This window comes from Rhodococcus sp. 05-2255-3B1, assembly GCF_002258545.1.
In the GTDB taxonomy this organism is placed as follows: domain Bacteria; phylum Actinomycetota; class Actinomycetes; order Mycobacteriales; family Mycobacteriaceae; genus Rhodococcoides.
In genome coordinates this window covers 37102-54545 of the sequence record NZ_NOZC01000018.1, presented here as the reverse complement: position 1 = coordinate 54545, position 17444 = coordinate 37102, and the positions used below count along the sequence as shown (strand labels likewise).

Here is a 17444-nt window from a genome sequence, read left to right as displayed (position 1 = left end):
CTCACTGAAATACCTTTCCATTGGAGGTCGCCGTTGCTGGAGCTTGCGCAACAAGCCAACGTGCACTTTCGATATCGGTGACCAGGATCGAGGCCAGGCCACCCCGCAGAGCACCGAGCAACGCTTCGTGTTTGCGCTGTCCGCCGGTGACGAGCACAGCCCGATCGCAGGCCCTGATGGCGTCGAGTCCCACCGAGACGGTTCGGCCGGGAAGCGATCCTCCGGTGTCGTTGCCTTCGGCGTCGTAGAACCGGCCGCCGATCTCACCGACCGCACCGAGTCGACGCAGTTCGTCGAGCACCTCGAGGTCGATGAAGCTGCCCTCGAACAACGTGGTGGACGTGGAAACGGGACCGATGCCGTACATCATCACATCGGCATCGGTCCCGGCCTTGAGGGCGCGTGAGATCACCGAATCCTGCTCCAACGCAACAACCGTCGCCTGATCTGCGTACAGCGGCGCATTGAGCCTGATGGGTGTCGCCTGCAGGTACGCAGCACACCGCCCGAGCGTGTATTCGACGCCGGTCTGGTAGTCGGCCGAGGTGATGGAACCGTCGAGTTGCACCACCGCAGCACATTTGGTGGATCGCGTCTTCAAAGAGCTCGCAACCGCCACCGTCTCGGGTCCCCAGGTGAAGCCGAGAACGTCCTGATCCTTGAGGCGACGCGAGAGCAACGTCGCCGCCGCGCGACCCAGGGACCCGTAGCCGGCATCGGTGCCGTCGATGACGTCCGATACGACGAGCACCTCGGTCAATCCGAACTGCGCCTCGAGTTCCCGTTCGAGTTCGGCGTGGACGGTGCCCTGGAGATCGTCGGGAACGTTGATCTCGATCGTCACCAGACCCTGGGTGCGAGCCCGTGCAACGAGCCGGCCTGCTGTCGGGCGCGAGACGCCGAGCTTTACGGCGATCTCGGCCTGAGTCGCGCCTTCGAGGTGGTACATGGTTGCGGCGCGCAGAGCCAGGCGTAGATCCTCTCCGGACCGCGAAGGCTTCGCTCCCCCGGTGCCGGACGTCGATCCGTCCATGTCCGCCTCCCTGAAATATGAGCAGATGCTCAACTCGTGTTCATCTGCTCACTAAGCTAACATTAAGGTGTGATCTACACAACACCCCCTCGCCACCAGCGACCCGTGCCACAATCCATGCAGGCCAGCGTCCTGACCGGAGTGCAGGAGATACGACTCGAAGAACGGCCCGTCCCCACGCCCGCGCACGACGAGGTCCTCGTGCAGGTCACGGCAGTCGGAGTGTGCGGTTCCGACGCGCACTACTACCGCGAAGGGCACATCGGCGACTACGTCGTCGACGGTCCGCTCGTACTCGGGCACGAAGCAGCGGGCGTCATCGTGGCCGTGGGCTCCGAGGTCTCCGACACCCGCGTCGGGCAGCGCGTGTCCATCGAGCCGCAGCGCCCCGATCCCACCAGCGCACCGTCCCGGGCAGGCCGCTACAACCTGTGCCCGGCCATGGAGTTCTTCGCGACGCCGCCCATCGACGGCGCGCTCGCGGAGTACGTGCTGATCCAGTCGACCTTCGCCCACGACGTCCCCGACGACATCTCCGACGAGGCCGCAGCCCTTTTCGAGCCACTGTCGGTCGGCATCGCATCGGCCCAGAAGGCACGCATCTCCGCAGGCTCGAGCGTGCTCATCGCGGGCGCGGGTCCCGTCGGGCTCGTCACCGCGCAGGTCGCGCGCGCATTCGGTGCCACCGAGGTGATCGTCACCGATATCGACGCTTCCCGCCGCGCCAACGCCGAGAGATTCGGCGCGACGCGCGTACTCGACCCAGCCGCCGAGGACGTGCGCGCACTGACGGTCGACGCCTTCGTCGACGCCTCCGGTGCGGCCCGAGCCGTGGTCGACGGCATCCACGCTGTCCGACCCGCAGGCACGGTCGTCCTCGTCGGCATGGGCGGGTCGGATTATCCGCTGCCGATCTCGCGGATCCAGAACCGAGAACTGCTGCTCACCGGCGTCTTTCGCTACGCCAACACATGGCCGATCGCACGCGCGCTGGTGGCGTCGGGCATGGTTGATCTCGACGCGATGGTGACGGCGCGGTTCGGACTCGACGGCGTCGAGGATGCACTGAACGCCGACCGTCAACCCGGAAGCATCAAAGCCGTAGTGATTCCAGGACTTTCGAAGGAGACCAACGCATGAAGTTGAACTCGCAGAACCTCGCCGACTTCATCGAGGACGTCGCCGTCCCGACGTACGACCGGTCCGAGGTGACGGTGGGCATCGTGCATTTCGGCGTCGGCGGCTTCCATCGAGCGCACCAGGCGATGTACGTCGATCGTCTGCTCCAGCAGGGGCAGGCGATGGACTGGGGAATCTGCGGCGTCGGGGTACTGCCCGGCGACCGGCGAATGAACGACGTCATGCACGCTCAGGACTGCCTGTACACGTTGGCGCTCAAGCATTCCGACGGCACGTGGGACACCCGAGTCATCGGTTCCATCGTCGAGTACCTGTTCGCGCCGGACGACGCCGAGGCCGTGATCGAGAAGATGGCCGCCGAAACGACCAAGATCGTCTCGCTCACCATCACCGAGGGTGGCTACAACTTCTCCGCAACGACGGGCGAGTTCGACGCGGAGAATCCGGCGATCGTCGCCGATCTTGCCGAGGGCGCTGTACCCGCAACGACATTCGGGCTCGTCACCGAGGCGTTGGCTCGACGCAAGGAACGCGGCATGACGCCCTTCACCATCATGTCCTGCGACAACATCGAGGGCAACGGCCATATGGCGCAGTCGACGTTCACGACGTTCGCGCGACTGAAGGATCCGGCGTTGGCCGACTGGATCCAGGCAGAAGGCGCGTTCCCCAATTCGATGGTAGATCGCATCACACCGGTCACGACACCGGAAGTGACCGAACAGCTTTCGCTGCGGTACGCCATCGACGACCAGTGGCCCGTCGCGGGCGAGCCGTTCACGCAGTGGGTGCTCGAGGACAACTTCACCCTCGGCCGTCCGCCGCTGGAAGACGTGGGCGTGCAGGTGGTCGAGGACGTCACCCCCTACGAGCTGATGAAGCTGCGGTTGCTCAATGCCAGTCATCAGGCGCTCGCGTACTTCGGTTACCTCAGTGGCTATCGCCTCGTCCACGACGTGTGCCAGGATTCGCTGTTCTCGGAGTTCCTGCTCGCCTACATGGACGAGGAGGCAACCCCGACGCTGCAGCCGGTCCCCGGCATCGATCTGACCGACTACAAGAGGACGCTGATCGAGCGGTTCTCCAATCCCGAGATCCGCGATACCGTCGCGCGCCTGTGTGCCGAGTCCTCGGACCGAATTCCCAAGTGGCTCTTGCCTGTCATCCGCAAGAATCTCGAGACCGGCGGTGAGATCGCCCGCTCCACCGCAGTGGTGGCCAGTTGGGCTCGCTACGCCGAGGCCGTCGACGAGTCCGGCGAGCCCATCGAGATCGTCGACCAGTTGAAGGATTCACTGGTGCCGATCGCGCAGAGTCAGCGCGAGAACCCCACGGCCTTCATCGCGAACCGCGCAGTGTTCGGGGATCTGATCGACAACGAGCGCTTCGTCGCCGAGTACACGAAACAACTGTCGTCTCTGCAGGAGCAGGGCGCGCGAGCGACACTGGAATCACTCAGGTCGACTCACTGAATCGCTCGGCGTCTCGGACCTGACCGGAGACGATGACGGTATCGCCTGCGCCGATCACCGTGTCTGCCGTGGCGTAGGTGAATCCTTCGCCCTGACGCTTGACCGCGACGACGGTGACACGGTGCTTGGTTCGTATCCCGCTCTCGCCCAATTTCTTTCCGATGATGGAAGCGGGCGGAGAGGTCTTGATCATGGCGAAACCGTCGTCGAATTCGATGTAGTCCATCATTCGGCCGCGGACCAGGTGGGCGACGCGCTTGCCCATGTCGTGCTCGGGCCTGACCACGTGGTGCACGCCGATCTGGGTGAGAATCTTGGCGTGCGCGTTGCTGAGCGCTTTGGCCCAGATGGTCGGCAGCGACAGATTCACCAGTGCCGATGCGGTGAGCAGGCTGGCTTCGAGATTGGACCCGATGCCCACGACGGCACGGTCGTATTCGTGCACCGACAACTGCCGAAGAGACTCCTCGTCGGTGGTATCGGCCACCACAGCGTGAGTCAAACGGTCTGCCACGCGTTGTACAACGGCGTCGTCACTGTCGACGCCGAGCACCTCGACCCCCTGGTCCATCAGTTCCAGGGCGAGCGACTTACCGAAGCGGCCGAGACCGAGAACGACAACGACGTCGGAGGATGGTTTCCTAGCCAATGAACGGCCTTTCCGTGGGGAGCGTGTAGCGCCGGCCGCGGTCGCGGGCGGCCAGAGCGCTGACCAGGGTGATGGAACCGATACGACCCAGATACATCAAGGCGATCAGAATCACCTGACCCCAGCCGGGCAATTGTGCGGTGATTCCGGTGGACAGGCCTACCGTCGCGAACGCCGACACGACCTCGAACAGCAGGACGTCGAGGTCGAAGTTCGTGCCGGCGAGCAATGCGACGACCGGCAGCATGACCAATGCGACCCCGATCAGCGCGACGGTCAGTGCCTGTCGCTGCACTCGCGCGTCGATCCGACGATCGAACACCGTCACCTCACGATCACCGCGGATCTCGGCGAGGATGACGAACAGCAGGAGGGCGAACGTGGTGACCTTGATGCCGCCCGCTGTGCCGCCGCTGCCACCGCCGATGAACATCAGGACGTCGGTGACGAGCAAGGTCGCGTTGTCGACGTCGGCGTAGTCGACACTGTTGAACCCTGCGGTGCGGGGCATGACGCCCTGGAACGTCGCGACCAGCATCTTGTCCCGGAGCCCGAATTCGCCCAGGGTTCTGGACCACTCGAAGAGCAGCACGACTGCCGGTCCGAGAATCAACAGAATCCCGGTGACGGTCAGCGTCATGCGAGTGTGCAGCGACCAACGCCGGCCGGTCCGACGCCCCAGAGCACGCGAGCGAACCCGGCGGGCGATCTCGAAGAGAACCGGAAATCCGATGCCGCCCAACACGACCGCGATCAACAACGGGACACAGATCCACGGATCGGTGGCGAACCCGATCATGTTGTCGCTGAACAGGGCGAAGCCGGCATTGTTGAACGCGGAGACCGCGTGAAAGGTCCCCAGCCACAGTGCGCGACCGAGAGGCTCGTCGTACCCGATGACGAAGCGCGCCGCCAGGGCGATCGCGACGACACTCTCGATGATCAGACTGGTACGGAACACACCGACAACGACGCTACGAACGTCGCCCAGCCCCGATGTACGAACCTCTGCGGCTGCATTGAGCCTGCCGCGAAGTCCTATTCGGTCGGCCAGAACCAGACCGACCAGGGACGCGATCGTCATGATCCCGAAACCACCGATCTGGATCAGACCCAGGATCACGCCCTGCCCGAAACCCGACCAGTACACCGGGGTGTCCACCACGATCAGACCCGTCAGACTGACAGCCGAGGTGGACGTGAACAACGCCTGCAGAAAACCGGTCTCGCTGCCGGGGACGGTGGCCGCCGGCAGCATCAGCACACCCGCACCCAACGCGATGGCGAGCGCGAATCCCGTGGCCATGACCCGGACCGGCGTGGGCCGGAAGATCGCGGACCAACGCGATGCCTGGTGAGCGTCTGTCACCCAGGAGACAGTACCGGTGGGACGAGCCGCTTCGCGGCACGTGCACGAAACTTCGTAGCAGGGGTCGAGTTTCCGCTCACCTGCGCGTCAGCGCACCACTGCCTTCGCGACGGTCCACGAACGACCCTGCTCGCTGAGCGTGAAGCCCAGACCCGGGCGTGCGGACAGATGCATGCGTCCGTCCCGGGTCTCGAGGTGCTCGTCGAACAGTGGGTCGAGCCAGTCGAAGTGCTCCACCCAGGTCTGCAGGGGGTACACCGCCGCGAGGTGCAGGTGGATCTCCATCGCGAAGTGCGGTGCCAGTTGCAGGTTGTGGTGCTCGGCCAGCGAGGCCAGTTTGAGGAACTGAGTGATTCCGCCGATGCGGGGTGCGTCGGGCTGCAGGATGTCCACCGAACCGGCCTCGATGAGGCGGACGTGCTCGCCGACGCTGGCCAGCATCTCGCCCGTCGCGACCGAGGTGTCGAGGCTGCGGGCGAGTTGCGCATGCCCTTCGGCGTCGTAGGCATCGAGGGGCTCCTCGATCCAGACGAGGTCGAACTGCTCCAGGATTCGCCCCATACGTTGCGCTGTCGGCCGATCCCACTGCTGGTTGGCGTCGACCATCAGCGGAACATCGTCGCCGAGAAACTCACGCACCGCAGTGACGCGGGCGATGTCGGTACGCCAATCCGGCTGTCCCACCTTCAGTTTGATACCCCCGATGCCGTTCGCCAGCGACGTGGCAGCGTTCTCCATGACCTCCTCGATGGGAGTGTGCAGGAACCCGCCCGAGGTGTTGTACGTCTGCACCGAATCTCGTGACGACCCGATCAGCTTGGCCAGCGGCAACCCGGCGCGCTTGGCTTTGAGATCCCACAGTGCGATGTCGATCGCGGCGATCGCCTGCGTGGCAACGCCACTGCGGCCCACCGAGGCTCCGGCCCACACCAGCTTGGTCCAGATCTTGCCGATGTCGTTCGGGTCCTCTCCGATGAGAACCGGGGCGATCTCCTGGGCATGCGCGAACTGGGCGGGTCCGCCGGCGCGCTTGGAGTATCCGAAACCGATTCCCTCATGCCCCTGTTCGGTACGAATCTCGGCGAACAGGAAGACCACCTCGGTCATCGCCTTCTGCCGACCGGTGAGCACCTTGGCGTCGCTGATCGGATTCTTCAGTGGTAGCACGATCGAGGACAGCGTCACCTCCGCGATGCGGTCGATGCTCGCGGCTCCGGGGGCCAGCGCCGTGATCGCTGCATTCGGGGCAGAGAGTCCGCTGGTGGGCTTGTCGACGTCTACGGTCATCTGCAACTCCTGAAATCGTCGATTACGTTGCTTCACAGCCTATTTCGACCCGCAATACACGTCCAACACCGTTTACCGGCGGATCGATGCCGCCAGTGCATCGATGTTCGACGCGATATCTCCGACCCGGCCCACGAACGTATGATGCGTGACGCCCGACGAGTGGGGTGTCATCAGCACGTTGTCGAGATCGCGGAAAGGCAACGAGCTCGGCTCTCCCACCCCGTCGGGACCCGGGTAGCGGTACCAGACATCGATCGCGGCCGCGGCAATCCGTTTGCGTGACAACGCGTCGAACAGCGACTGTTCCTGCACCAGGGGACCACGACCGACATTGACGAGTACCCCGTCGGTGCCGAGCCTTCCCAGTTCGTCGGCACCGATCATGCCGCGGGTGTGCTCGTTCAGCGGTGCAGAGACCACGAGGACATCCGCGAAGTCGGCCAGCTTCCCCAGATCATCTGTCGTGGAGTGCCACTCGAGACCCTCGTCCGGTGCGTGTCCACTACCGGTGACCGCTGCCCCCACCGCCCCGTAGGTCCGGAACAACTGCCACGTCCGCCTACCGATGTGCCCGAAACCGACGAATCCGATACGAGCACCGCTCAGCGAGAGAGGTTGCGCGATTCTCGGGTCGTAGACCGAGGTGGCGAACACTCCCGAGCGGAGTGCGCGGTCCTGCTGCAGGAACTGTCGCCGCAGCATCACCGTCGCCGATACGACGTACTCGGCGATCGACTGCTCGTGGTGAAAGGTGTTGCACACCTGCACATCGCGCCCCAATCCGGAGCGGTCGACATTGTCCGTTCCCGCGCCGGCAACGTGCACCATCCGCAGCCTCGGCGCGGCGGCACCCATGGCCGCACTGAACTTGCCGCCGACGTACACGTCCGCATCGACAAGCTCCTCGACGACGCGACTCTCGTCGAACGGAACACACCAGACGACCTCGGTGCCGATGGGTAGCCCGGCCTCGAACTGCTCACGATGCGGCAGCACATTCCGATCGCCGACGACGATCTTCATCGCACCAGAGCCGGTCGCTTGCTGTCGAACGTCCATCCCTCGATCAGGTACTGCATGCCGATGGCGTCGTCGCGGGCACCGAGCCCCTCCTTCTGGTACAGCTCGTGTGCCGCGTCGATCCGTTCGAAGTCGAGTTCCACTCCGAGGCCGGGCTTGTCGGGGACGGTGAGGTAGCCGTACTCGATGGTGAATGGCTCCTTGGTGACTCGTTGCCCGTCCTGCCAGATCCAGTGCGTATCGATGGCAGTGATCGTCCCGGGAGCGGCCGCGGCGACGTGGGTGAACATGGCCAGTGAAACGTCGAAGTGGTTGTTGGAGTGCGAACCCCACGTCAGACCCCACGCATCGCACAGCTGCGCTACGCGGACAGAACCAGCCATCGTCCAGAAGTGCGGGTCGGCCAACGGAATGTCCACGGCACCGGACCGGATGGTGTGGCCCATCTCGCGCCAGTCGGTGGCGATCATGTTGGTCGCTGTCTGTAGCCCGGTGGCGCGCTTGAACTCCGTCATCACCTCACGTCCGGAGAAGCCGCCCTCGGGTCCCACGGGATCCTCGGCGTAGGCGAGCACATCGCGCAGTCCGCGGCAGGTCTCGATCGCATCCTTCAGCAACCACCCGCCGTTGGGATCCAACGTGATTCGCGCTTCCGGGAAGCGTTCGGCCAATGCACGTACCGCAGCGGCTTCCTCGGCCGCCGGCAGCGCTCCACCCTTGAGCTTGAAGTCCTGGAATCCGTACCGCGCCTGCGCGGCCTCGGCGAGGCGCACGATCGACTCGGGATCCATGGCCTCCTCGTGCCGGATACGCATCCAGTCGTCGGCTCCGGCGGCCTCGTCGGCGGCGCCGCGGTAGGCGAGGTCGGTCTTGTTCCGGTCGGCGACGAAGAACAGGTAGCCCAGAGCCTGCACCTTCTCGCGCTGCTGCCCGTCCCCCAAAAGTGCTGCGACACTGACACCGAGGTGCTGTCCGAGCAGATCCAACAGCGCCGATTCCACTGCGGTCACCGCATGGATCGCAATCCGCAGATCGAACGTCTGCGCCCCGCGGCCACCGGAATCCCGATCGGCGAACGCGCGACGCATCTCGGCGAGAATCGCGTTGTAGTGGCCGACGCCCTTGCCCTCGACCAGCACGCGCGCATCCTCGAGAGTCTGCCGAATCGCCTCTCCTCCCGGCACTTCGCCGACGCCGGTGCGCCCGTCCGAGTCGGTGAGCACCACCAGATTGCGAGTGAAGTACGGTGCATGCGCACCGCTGAGATTGAGCAGCATGTCGTCGTGGCCCGCGATGGGTATGACGCGCATCTCGCTCACGACGGGGGTGCTGTTCTTGGAGTTCATGATCGGACCCTCTCGGCCGGTGATGTCGAATGCTATTTGGTCAGGGTGACGGGCGCGTCCCGGCCCTCGGTCTCGGCCACCACCCCGCGCGGCTTCTTGATGAGCAGAACGGACAGCGCGGCGAGAGCAGACGCGCCGGCCAGCGCATAGAGACCCCAGGTCACCGAACCTGTTGCTTCCTGGATCAATCCGAAGCCGAACGGTGCGACGAAGCCGCCGAGGTTGCCTACCGAGTTGATGACGGCGATAGCGGCCGCGAGCACCATCGGATGCAGAGTCGACTGCGGGAACGACCAGAACAGTGGGCTGGCGCTCTTGAATCCCATGGCTGCGATGCACAGGAAGATCAGCGCAATCCACGGTGACGCCACTGCGGCCGCCAACGTACCCACAGCCGCGGTGAGCAGCGCGATGATCAACAGTGGTCGACGGTTTCCGGTGCGGTCGCCGATCTTGGACATGTAGTACATGGCGAACACGGCGCAGATCCACGGCAGCGACGACAGTAGGCCGACGGTGATGTCGTTGGTTCCGTCGATGCGCCGGACGATGGACGGGAGCCAGAAAGTGTTGGCGTAGATCGACAGCTGGATCGCGAAGTAGATCCAGATGAAGAGCAGCAGCTTGGGATCGAGCAACATCTTCCAGCGCGACCGGCCGTCGCCCATGCCGGAGGTACGCGCCTTCTCTGCTTCCTCGACGGCGATGGCAGCGTTCAGATCGTGCTTCTCGTCATCGGTCAGCCACTTCGCGTCCTTGACGTGCGAGTCGATGAGGAAATAGGCGATGATGCCGACCACCACGGACAGCAGACCTTCGATGCCGAACAGGTACTGCCAGCCGCGGGCTCCGAAGAGGCCGTCGAGCGAGAGCAGCGGACCCGACAGTGGGCCGGAGATCGCAGCGGCAACCGAGGATCCGGCGACGAACAGTGCTGTGGCACGGCCGCGGTGGCTGTTGGGCAACCACTTGGCGAAGTAGAAGATGATGGCCGGGAAGAATCCGGCCTCGGCCGCGCCGAGCAGGAACCGCAGGATGTAGAACATCTCGGGACCGTTGACGAAGGCCATGGCGAACGAGATGGTGCCCCAACTGACCATGATGCGGGTCAGCCAGATCTTGGCACCGAACTTCTCCATCATCACGTTGCTCGGAAGCTCGAAGAGCGCGTACGCGATGAAGAAGACGCCTGCTCCGAATCCGTATGCCGCAGCACCGATACCGACGTCGGCTTCCAGGTACTCACGGGCGTATCCGATATTCGATCGGTTCAGCTGATTGCAGATCAGCATGATGATGAACAACGGGACGACTCGACGAAATATCTTCGCAACGGCAGAGTCGACGGCCGGTGTCGGCGGGAGAGTGATCGGCATCGATCGCTCCGTTCTGTAGCTCGAGCGGTTTCCCGCGACCAGTGCGCGAGTGTGACCGGCACAGGCATGGATCGACCCAGTGATTGGGCTCACATGAAACAGTAGGACCGAGGATCGATGCATGTCCAAGACCATCTGCGCATCGACCGATGCAGTAGAGGTATCGGCAACTCCAGCCGGTGCTCATCGGGCCTGGCAGCAACATCGATACCGAGACTGAATCAAATACGACTTTTTTCGACTTGGACATGTATCGATCAGCCTTCTAGCGTGGTGATCTATGAGCCAGGTCACGCCCTGGTGTCAGCGCACGTACCGCACCACAGCCCTAGGAGTCACCCCATGACAGCGTCGACGACACAGTCCACCCACCTCACCGGCCGGATGATCATCGCCGGCGTCCCGGTCTTCGGTGCCGGCACGCAGATTCACGGAGTCGACCCCAGCACCGGCGAGGATCTCGAACCCGCATACGGGCACGGAGACAATGCCGACGTCGAGAGGGCCTGTGCCGCAGCGGCCGAAGCGTTCGCCGACTACCGGGCCACGTCCTCGGAGACTCGAGCTCAGTTCCTCGAGACCATCGCCGACAACATCGCCGCTCTCGGCGACACTCTGATCGAGCGCACCGTTGCCGAGTCAGGACTCCCGTTGGCCCGCATCACCGGCGAGGTCGGCCGCACCACCGGACAGCTACGCCTGTTCGCTTCCGTTCTGCGCGAGGGTAGTTGGAACGGTGCCCGCATCGATCCGGCACTGCCCGAGCGCACGCCACTGCCCCGCCCCGACATCCGCCAGCGGCAGATTCCGTTGGGCCCGGTTGCAGTGTTCGGGGCCAGCAACTTCCCGCTCGCCTTCTCCGTCGCCGGCGGCGACACCGCTTCTGCCCTAGCGGCTGGATGCCCGGTAGTGGTCAAGGCACACGATGCCCATCCCGGAACGTCCGAGCTGGTCGGTCGAGCAATCGCCGACGCTGTGGCCTCCACCGGAATGCCCTCGGGCACATTCTCACTCCTGTTCGGCTCCGGCCGCGGACTCGGTACCGCTCTGGTGACCGATCCGCGCATCAAGGCCGTCGGATTCACCGGATCCCGTTCGGGTGGAACGGCCCTCGTGGCCGCGGCGGCCGGTCGTCGCGAGCCCATCCCGGTGTACGCGGAGATGAGTTCCATCAACCCGGTGTTCGTCATGGACGGCGCGCTCGCCTCCCGCGGGGCCGAACTCGGCCGCGCCTTCGTCGCATCGCTCACGATGGGCTCGGGGCAGTTCTGCACCAACCCCGGCCTCGTGATCGCCGTCGACGGCCCGGGCCTGCAGTCCTTCACCGACGCGGCCACCACGGCGGTGCAGGAATCGACCCCCACCACGATGTTGACCCCGAACATCGCGTCGAGTTACGCGGACGGTGTCGCCACGCTGTCCGGTTCGGTCACCGAGATCGCCCGTGGTACCGAAACGGACGCTCCGAATGCCTGCCGCGCAGCACTGTTCGACACCGACGCCGACACGTTCCTCACCTCCGAGGCCGCGCAGGCCGAGGTCTTCGGCGCGTCGAGCCTCATCGTTCGCTGCACCGATGCACAGCAGGTCCGGGACGTCGCCGCGCTGCTCGAAGGCCAGCTGACCGCGACCGTGCACGCCGACGAGTCCGATCATGCCGAGGCAGGCAAGCTCCTGTCGGTTCTCGAACTCAAGGCCGGGCGCATCCTGTTCGACGGATGGCCCACCGGCGTCGAGGTCGGCCACGCGATGGTGCACGGCGGCCCCTTCCCCGCCACGTCCAACTCCCGCACGACATCGGTCGGATCGCTCGCCATCGAACGCTTCCTGCGTCCTGTTTCCTACCAGGACGTACCGACTTCGTTGCTGCCCAGCGCAATTGCCGACGGCAATCCCGACGGGATCTTCCGCCGCATCGACGGCCGGCTCACCCAAGACTGATCCACCCCACCCACATTCTCGAGGAGATCCCCATGCTCGACGGCGTCCTGTTCTTCCCCGTCACCCCGTTCACCGCTTCCGGCGAGGTCGATTACGACCTGCTGGCCGCTCATATCGCGAAGGGGGTCGACGCCGGACCCGGTGGAGTGTTCATCGCCTGCGGCACCGGCGAATTCCACGCCCTCGAAACCGAGGAGTTCGGCAAGATCGTGCGCACCGCAGTCGACGTCGTCGCGGGTCGCGTGCCGGTCTACGCCGGTGCAGGCGGATCCGTCGCCCAGGCAAAGGCATTCGCGGCGAGCGCGAAGTCGAACGGTGCTGACGGCATTCTGCTGCTCCCGCCCTACCTGGTGACGATGCCGCAGGCCGGTCTGGTCAATTACACCAAGGCCGTTGCCGGTGCATCGGATCTGCCGCTGATCGTCTACAACCGCGGCAACGCCCGCTTCACCGAGGACTCGGCAGTCGAAGTGGCGCAGCTGCCTACTGTCGTCGGATTCAAGGACGGCACGGGAGATCTCGATCAGGTCGGCCGCATCGTCCGCGCGGTGCTGGACGCGCTGGAACCGTCGGGCAAGTCTTTCCAGTTCTTCAACGGTCTGCCCACCGCGGAGGTCTCGCAGCAGGCGTACCGCGCGATCGGGGTCACGCTGTACTCGTCCGCGACGTTCGCGTTCGCACCCGAACTGGCCCTGGCGTTCTATCGTTCGCTCGACAGCGGCAACGACGAGCTCACTGCCGCACTGCTTCGCGAGTTCTTCCACCCGCTGGTTCGCCTGCGCGACAAGGTTCCCGGCTACGCCGTCTCTCTCATCAAGGCGGGCGTGACGATGGAAGGGATCGAGGCAGGCCCGGTTCGTCCGCCACTGGTGGACATCAGTGCCCCGCACCTCGAGGAACTGACCGCGATCGTCGCCGCCGGCCGGGCCGTGTTGGCCGACGAGCTCGCGGTGCACTGATGCAGGATCCGGTCCTGATCACCGGCGCTCGGATCACCCCGATCGCCTTCGTCGATCCTCCGTTGCTCAACACCGTCGGCGTGCACCAGCCCTACGCACTGCGCGCGATCATTCAGCTCGACACCGATGCCGGTGTCGTCGGCCTCGGTGAGACCTACGCCGACACTGCGCATCTCGCCCGACTCGACGCGGCCGCGCAGGCCATCACCGGCCTGGATGTGTTCGCACTCAACGCCGTTCGAGACGCTGTCGACACCGTACTGGGGACGCTGTCGATCACCGGCGGAGACGGCGTGGCAGGAATGATCACCACGGCCAGCACCACCGACCGAGTGTTCTCACCGTTCGAGATCGCCTGCCTGGACGTGCAGGGGAAAGTGCTCGGTCGGCCGGTGTCGGATCTGCTCGGCGGGAAGGTTCGCGATTCGGTTCCGTTCAGTGCGTATCTGTTCTACAAGTGGGCAGCGCATCCCGGTGGACAGCCGGACGAGTGGGGCGAGGCAGTCGACCCGGCCGGTCTGGTACGGCAGGCCCGAAAGATGATCGACAAGTACGGCTTCGAGGCCATCAAGGTCAAGGGTGGTGTCTTTCCGCCCGATGAGGAGATAGCCGGAATCAAGGCACTACGGGAAGCGTTCCCCGAGCTGCCGCTTCGGCTCGACCCCAACGCGGCGTGGACGGTCGACACGTCCATCCGCGTCGCGGCCGAACTCGACGGCATCGTCCAATATCTGGAAGACCCGACTCCGGGGCTGGAGGGTATGGCAGAAGTCGCGCGGGAGGCGAAGATGCCACTGGCTACCAACATGTGCGTCGTCGCATTCGATCACCTGAAGCCGGCCGTACAGAAGGACTCGGTTCAGGTGGTGCTGTCCGACCACCACTACTGGGGAGGTCTGCAGCGTTCGAGGCTGCTCGCCGGAATCTGCGAGACCTTCGAGATGGGCTTGTCGATGCACTCCAACAGCCACCTCGGCATCAGCCTGGCCGCGATGGTGCACCTCGCTGCGGCAACGCCCAACCTCACCTACGCCTGCGACACTCACTGGCCGTGGAAGGACGAGGATGTCATCGTTCCGGGTGTCCTGAACTTCGTCGACGGGGCAGTGGCCGTTCCCACGGCCCCGGGTCTGGGCATCGAGATCGACGAGGATGCTCTGGCGGCGCTGCATCAGCAGTACCTCGATTGCGGAATCCGGGATCGCGACGACACCGGATACATGCAGAGCATCGATCCGAGCTTCCAGAACACCTGCCCGCGCTGGTAAAGCGAGTCCCTGCACCCGCACAGCGCTAAACTCGCCCGAGGTCGTGGGGATCTGTGCGAGAGGTTCGTCCTGTGAACAGTGGCTGGCAGTATTCCCCTGCCTCGGTGGCTCGTACGTCCGGCGTCAACTGTCTGGTCAGCGGCCTTGTCGGTGTCACCTCGATCGCGACAGAAGGTCCTCTGGCCGCTCCGATCCTGCTCGCCCTTGCGGTGTCGTGGTGCGGACTGGGCGTGTACATGATCGCCGCGGCACCGGTGCTCTCCCGTCGCCTGTATCTGATGATGCACCTGTCGGGACTGACCAGTATCGCGCTGTTCTGCACCGCAGCGGGCGGGCACACCGTCGCACTGTCCGGAATCTTTCTGCAACTGCTGCTGGTGACGCCCGCCTTCATCGTGCTTCCTCATCGCGTCGCACGTCGGACGACCGTGCTCAATGCGCTCTACATCGCGTATCTGGGCATCGTGGTGGGAGAGATCGATCCTGCGCTGGTGATCAACGCCGAGCTCGTGTTGATCGCGATCGCCATTTCTGCGGCGTGGGTACAGAGCGTGGCGTCGAACTCCGAGATCGACCACCTCACCGGGCTCTCGAATCAGCGACGGCTCAGCCGTGAACTGGATGCGCGGCCCGGCACCAGAGGCAGTTCGAGAATCGATGCGATCGCTGTCGTGGACATCGATCGGTTCAAGGTGATCAACGACGACTTCGGGCACGCGGCAGGCGATCACGCACTCGAGCTCGTCTCGTCCGCTCTCCGCACGTGCCTGCCTCGGCAGTACCTGCTCAGCCGCTCCGGCGGCGACGAGTTCACGGTGCTGTGCACGTCGGGCTCGGTCGCCGAGTTGAGCACCGCCGTCGACTGCGTCCGGGCCGAGCTGCCGTCGGATCTGACGATCTCGGTGGGAGTGGCGGGTAGGCAGGGCACCGAGTCCGCCCGCACCACTCTCGGCCGAGCCGATCGGGCGCTGTACGAATCGAAGAACCTCGGCCGAAATCGCACGACCGTCCACGACTAGGTCAGCTCGAAGCACCGACCTTGCGGAACAGCAGATCGATCATCGTCCGTTTCGATGCCTCGTCCTGCGGGTGTGTCAACATGGCCTCGATGACGAAGACGATCATGCGGGTCGCCGGCTCGATGTCGGTGTCGGCGACCCCGTCGTTGCGCAGTTCGACGGCGATCCACTGCTCCCACAGCGCATGGAAGTCGTTGTGCCACTTGTCTATACAGGCCGATACCGAGGTGCGCGAGTGGACCGTGTCGACCAGTCGGTGATATTTCTCCAGCTCGTCCACGACCCAGAGAACCTGCTCGGTCACCGACTTGTCGGCGAGGGCAACGAACCGGCTCAGCGCGTCGGCATGGATCTGGTCCAGCACGCCGACCAGTAGCTCGTCCTTGTCACCGAAGTACCAATAGATCGTATTGGTCGTCACTCCGGCAGCGGTGGCGATCCGCCCCATCGGGGTGTGCTCGTAACCGTCGTCGACGAACAGCGACCGAGCTGCGTTCACGATCTCGGAACGCTTCTCGGCGCGATCGACGGGTCGACGGTTGCGCGGCATTCCGCGATCCTATCTTGATCGGCATTCAAGAGGCTGCTAGCTTCTTGAATGCCGATCAAGAATCCGAAAAAGGGACGACCGACATGAGTGCCGACAACCAGACCGGATACACCCGAACCGACGAATGGTTCGACTCGGAAGGGGTCCGTTGCGCCGTCGCGGTGTACCGACCCGCCGAATCCAGCGGGGATACCCCTGCCGTCGTCATGGCCCACGGCTTCGGCACCCCACGCGTCATTCGCCTCTTCGCCTACGCAGAGGTCTTCGCCCGCGCCGGTTACACCGTTCTCGTCTTCGACTACCGGCACTTCGGTGACAGCGACGGGGAGCCGCGACAGCTGCTCGACATCGGCAAGCAACTCGTCGACTGGCGCAACGCCGTCGCCTACGCACGAACACTCGAGGGCGTCGACTCGGATCGCATCGTCGGTTGGGGTACTTCCTTCGCAGGCGGACACGTGCTCACTCGGGCCGGCGCAGGCGAGAACTTCGCGGCCGTCATCGCCCAGATCCCACACGTGGACGGAATCGCGGCCGTGCGCGCGACCGGGCTTCGGCGCACTCTCCAGCTGGCCCCGTCAGCGGTGATCGACCGGATCCGCGCTTTGCGCGGACGATCACCCCGATACGTGGACTCGGTCGGCAATCCCGGTGATCTGGCTGTCATGACCTCACCCGACGCCGTTCCCGGACGCGACCGACTCCTCCTCGAATCCGGCCTGAGCGAGGGCGACTACCCGGAAAACGTTGCCGCACGGATACTCCTGCGCATCGGGCTGTACTCACCCGGCCGCACCGCGTCGTCCATCAGATGCCCGGTGCTGTTGCAGATCATGTCCGACGACGTGGTCACACCGGCGTACGTCACCGTGAAGGTCGCAGCGAGAATTCCCGACGCCACCGTGCACATCCACAAGGGCGGACACTTCGATCCCTATGTGCAACCGCTGTTTCCGGTCATCGTCGACGAGCAGCTCGCGTTCCTGAAAAGGGTTGTGCCGGCGCAGTAGAG

At 64.7% G+C, this 17444-nt stretch carries 15 protein-coding genes; 7 read left to right on the top strand and 8 right to left on the bottom strand.

The features are described 5' to 3' along the window. Window position 1 precedes the first annotated feature (1 nt). Entirely contained in the window at window positions 2–1033 is a 1032-nt protein-coding gene (locus CH249_RS10710) for a sugar-binding transcriptional regulator (protein WP_045197341.1), read from the bottom strand. 117 nt (window positions 1034–1150) lie between these two features. Between CH249_RS10710 and CH249_RS10705 the strand changes: the two genes are divergently transcribed. Both CH249_RS10705 and CH249_RS10700 read left to right on the top strand, forming a co-directional pair. Further along, the gene (locus CH249_RS10705) at window positions 1151–2173 is read left to right on the top strand and encodes an NAD(P)-dependent alcohol dehydrogenase (RefSeq protein ID WP_045197342.1); all 1023 of its coding nucleotides are present in this window, start codon (window positions 1151–1153) and stop codon (window positions 2171–2173) included. After that, on the top strand, window positions 2170–3645 hold the full coding sequence (locus CH249_RS10700; RefSeq protein WP_094683397.1) for a mannitol dehydrogenase family protein: 1476 nt from the start codon (window positions 2170–2172) through the stop codon (window positions 3643–3645). Before CH249_RS10705 ends, CH249_RS10700 begins: the two co-directional genes overlap by 4 nt. On the opposite strand, the gene CH249_RS10695 is transcribed toward CH249_RS10700, so the two are convergent. The 6 genes from CH249_RS10695 to CH249_RS10670 form a co-directional block, all read right to left on the bottom strand. Next, the gene (locus CH249_RS10695; RefSeq protein ID WP_032396689.1) at window positions 3629–4294 is read right to left on the bottom strand and encodes a TrkA family potassium uptake protein; all 666 of its coding nucleotides are present in this window, start codon (window positions 4292–4294) and stop codon (window positions 3629–3631) included. The two genes, CH249_RS10700 and CH249_RS10695, sit on opposite strands and share 17 nt — an antisense overlap. Continuing rightward, window positions 4287–5600 carry a TrkH family potassium uptake protein gene (locus tag CH249_RS10690; protein WP_094683396.1) on the bottom strand — a complete coding sequence of 438 codons (1314 nt, stop codon included), beginning with the start codon at window positions 5598–5600 and terminating at the stop codon, window positions 4287–4289. The genes CH249_RS10695 and CH249_RS10690 overlap by 8 nt, the downstream gene beginning before the upstream one ends. A gap of 150 nt (window positions 5601–5750) precedes the next feature. Beyond that, entirely contained in the window at window positions 5751–6950 is a 1200-nt protein-coding gene (locus CH249_RS10685; protein ID WP_094646081.1) for a mandelate racemase/muconate lactonizing enzyme family protein, read from the bottom strand. A gap of 72 nt (window positions 6951–7022) precedes the next feature. After that, complete coding sequence (locus CH249_RS10680) at window positions 7023–7976, bottom strand: 2-hydroxyacid dehydrogenase (RefSeq protein ID WP_094646410.1); 954 nt, start codon at window positions 7974–7976, stop codon at window positions 7023–7025. Then, a complete protein-coding gene (locus tag CH249_RS10675) occupies window positions 7973–9319 on the bottom strand; it encodes an enolase C-terminal domain-like protein (RefSeq protein WP_094646082.1) in 1347 nt (448 codons plus the stop codon). The genes CH249_RS10680 and CH249_RS10675 overlap by 4 nt, the downstream gene beginning before the upstream one ends. Window positions 9320–9351: 32 nt before the next feature. Next, the gene (locus tag CH249_RS10670) at window positions 9352–10695 is read right to left on the bottom strand and encodes an MFS transporter (RefSeq protein WP_094646411.1); all 1344 of its coding nucleotides are present in this window, start codon (window positions 10693–10695) and stop codon (window positions 9352–9354) included. Between the two features lie 342 nt (window positions 10696–11037). Here CH249_RS10670 and CH249_RS10665 point away from each other — a divergent pair, with 342 nt between their 5' ends. The 4 genes from CH249_RS10665 to CH249_RS10650 all read left to right on the top strand — a co-directional run bounded on the left by CH249_RS10665 (window position 11038) and on the right by CH249_RS10650 (window position 15882). Next, window positions 11038–12636, top strand: a complete 1599-nt coding sequence (locus tag CH249_RS10665) for an aldehyde dehydrogenase (NADP(+)) (RefSeq protein WP_094646083.1) — start codon at window positions 11038–11040, stop codon at window positions 12634–12636. Window positions 12637–12668: 32 nt separating this feature from the next. Further along, window positions 12669–13595 carry a 5-dehydro-4-deoxyglucarate dehydratase gene (locus CH249_RS10660; RefSeq protein ID WP_045197355.1) on the top strand — a complete coding sequence of 309 codons (927 nt, stop codon included), beginning with the start codon at window positions 12669–12671 and terminating at the stop codon, window positions 13593–13595. Continuing rightward, window positions 13595–14863: a glucarate dehydratase family protein gene (locus tag CH249_RS10655; protein ID WP_094646084.1), complete on the top strand. Its 1269-nt coding sequence runs from the start codon at window positions 13595–13597 to the stop codon at window positions 14861–14863. The genes CH249_RS10660 and CH249_RS10655 overlap by 1 nt, the downstream gene beginning before the upstream one ends. Window positions 14864–14967: 104 nt before the next feature. After that, on the top strand, window positions 14968–15882 hold the full coding sequence (locus tag CH249_RS10650) for a GGDEF domain-containing protein (RefSeq protein WP_143544424.1): 915 nt from the start codon (window positions 14968–14970) through the stop codon (window positions 15880–15882). 1 nt (window position 15883) lies between these two features. On the opposite strand, the gene CH249_RS10645 is transcribed toward CH249_RS10650, so the two are convergent. Further along, window positions 15884–16432 carry a TetR/AcrR family transcriptional regulator gene (locus CH249_RS10645; RefSeq protein WP_094630589.1) on the bottom strand — a complete coding sequence of 183 codons (549 nt, stop codon included), beginning with the start codon at window positions 16430–16432 and terminating at the stop codon, window positions 15884–15886. An 83-nt stretch (window positions 16433–16515) separates the two neighbouring features. Between CH249_RS10645 and CH249_RS10640 the strand changes: the two genes are divergently transcribed. Beyond that, entirely contained in the window at window positions 16516–17442 is a 927-nt protein-coding gene (locus tag CH249_RS10640) for an alpha/beta hydrolase (RefSeq protein WP_094646086.1), read from the top strand. Window positions 17443–17444 lie beyond the last annotated feature (2 nt).

What these genes read in the sequence shown, in the direction of transcription:
- CH249_RS10710 (WP_045197341.1), bottom strand. Translation starts at nt 1,033, where the DNA reads ATGGACGGATCGACGTCCGGCACCGGGGGAGCGAAGCCTTCGCGGTCC.
- CH249_RS10705 (WP_045197342.1), top strand. Translation starts at nt 1,151, where the DNA reads ATGCAGGCCAGCGTCCTGACCGGAGTGCAGGAGATACGACTCGAAGAA.
- CH249_RS10700 (WP_094683397.1), top strand. Translation starts at nt 2,170, where the DNA reads ATGAAGTTGAACTCGCAGAACCTCGCCGACTTCATCGAGGACGTCGCC.
- CH249_RS10690 (WP_094683396.1), bottom strand. Translation starts at nt 5,600, where the DNA reads ATGGCCACGGGATTCGCGCTCGCCATCGCGTTGGGTGCGGGTGTGCTG.
- CH249_RS10685 (WP_094646081.1), bottom strand. Translation starts at nt 6,950, where the DNA reads ATGACCGTAGACGTCGACAAGCCCACCAGCGGACTCTCTGCCCCGAAT.
- CH249_RS10680 (WP_094646410.1), bottom strand. Translation starts at nt 7,976, where the DNA reads ATGAAGATCGTCGTCGGCGATCGGAATGTGCTGCCGCATCGTGAGCAG.
- CH249_RS10675 (WP_094646082.1), bottom strand. Translation starts at nt 9,319, where the DNA reads ATGAACTCCAAGAACAGCACCCCCGTCGTGAGCGAGATGCGCGTCATA.
- CH249_RS10670 (WP_094646411.1), bottom strand. Translation starts at nt 10,695, where the DNA reads ATGCCGATCACTCTCCCGCCGACACCGGCCGTCGACTCTGCCGTTGCG.
- CH249_RS10665 (WP_094646083.1), top strand. Translation starts at nt 11,038, where the DNA reads ATGACAGCGTCGACGACACAGTCCACCCACCTCACCGGCCGGATGATC.
- CH249_RS10660 (WP_045197355.1), top strand. Translation starts at nt 12,669, where the DNA reads ATGCTCGACGGCGTCCTGTTCTTCCCCGTCACCCCGTTCACCGCTTCC.
- CH249_RS10655 (WP_094646084.1), top strand. Translation starts at nt 13,595, where the DNA reads ATGCAGGATCCGGTCCTGATCACCGGCGCTCGGATCACCCCGATCGCC.
- CH249_RS10645 (WP_094630589.1), bottom strand. Translation starts at nt 16,432, where the DNA reads ATGCCGCGCAACCGTCGACCCGTCGATCGCGCCGAGAAGCGTTCCGAG.
- CH249_RS10640 (WP_094646086.1), top strand. Translation starts at nt 16,516, where the DNA reads ATGAGTGCCGACAACCAGACCGGATACACCCGAACCGACGAATGGTTC.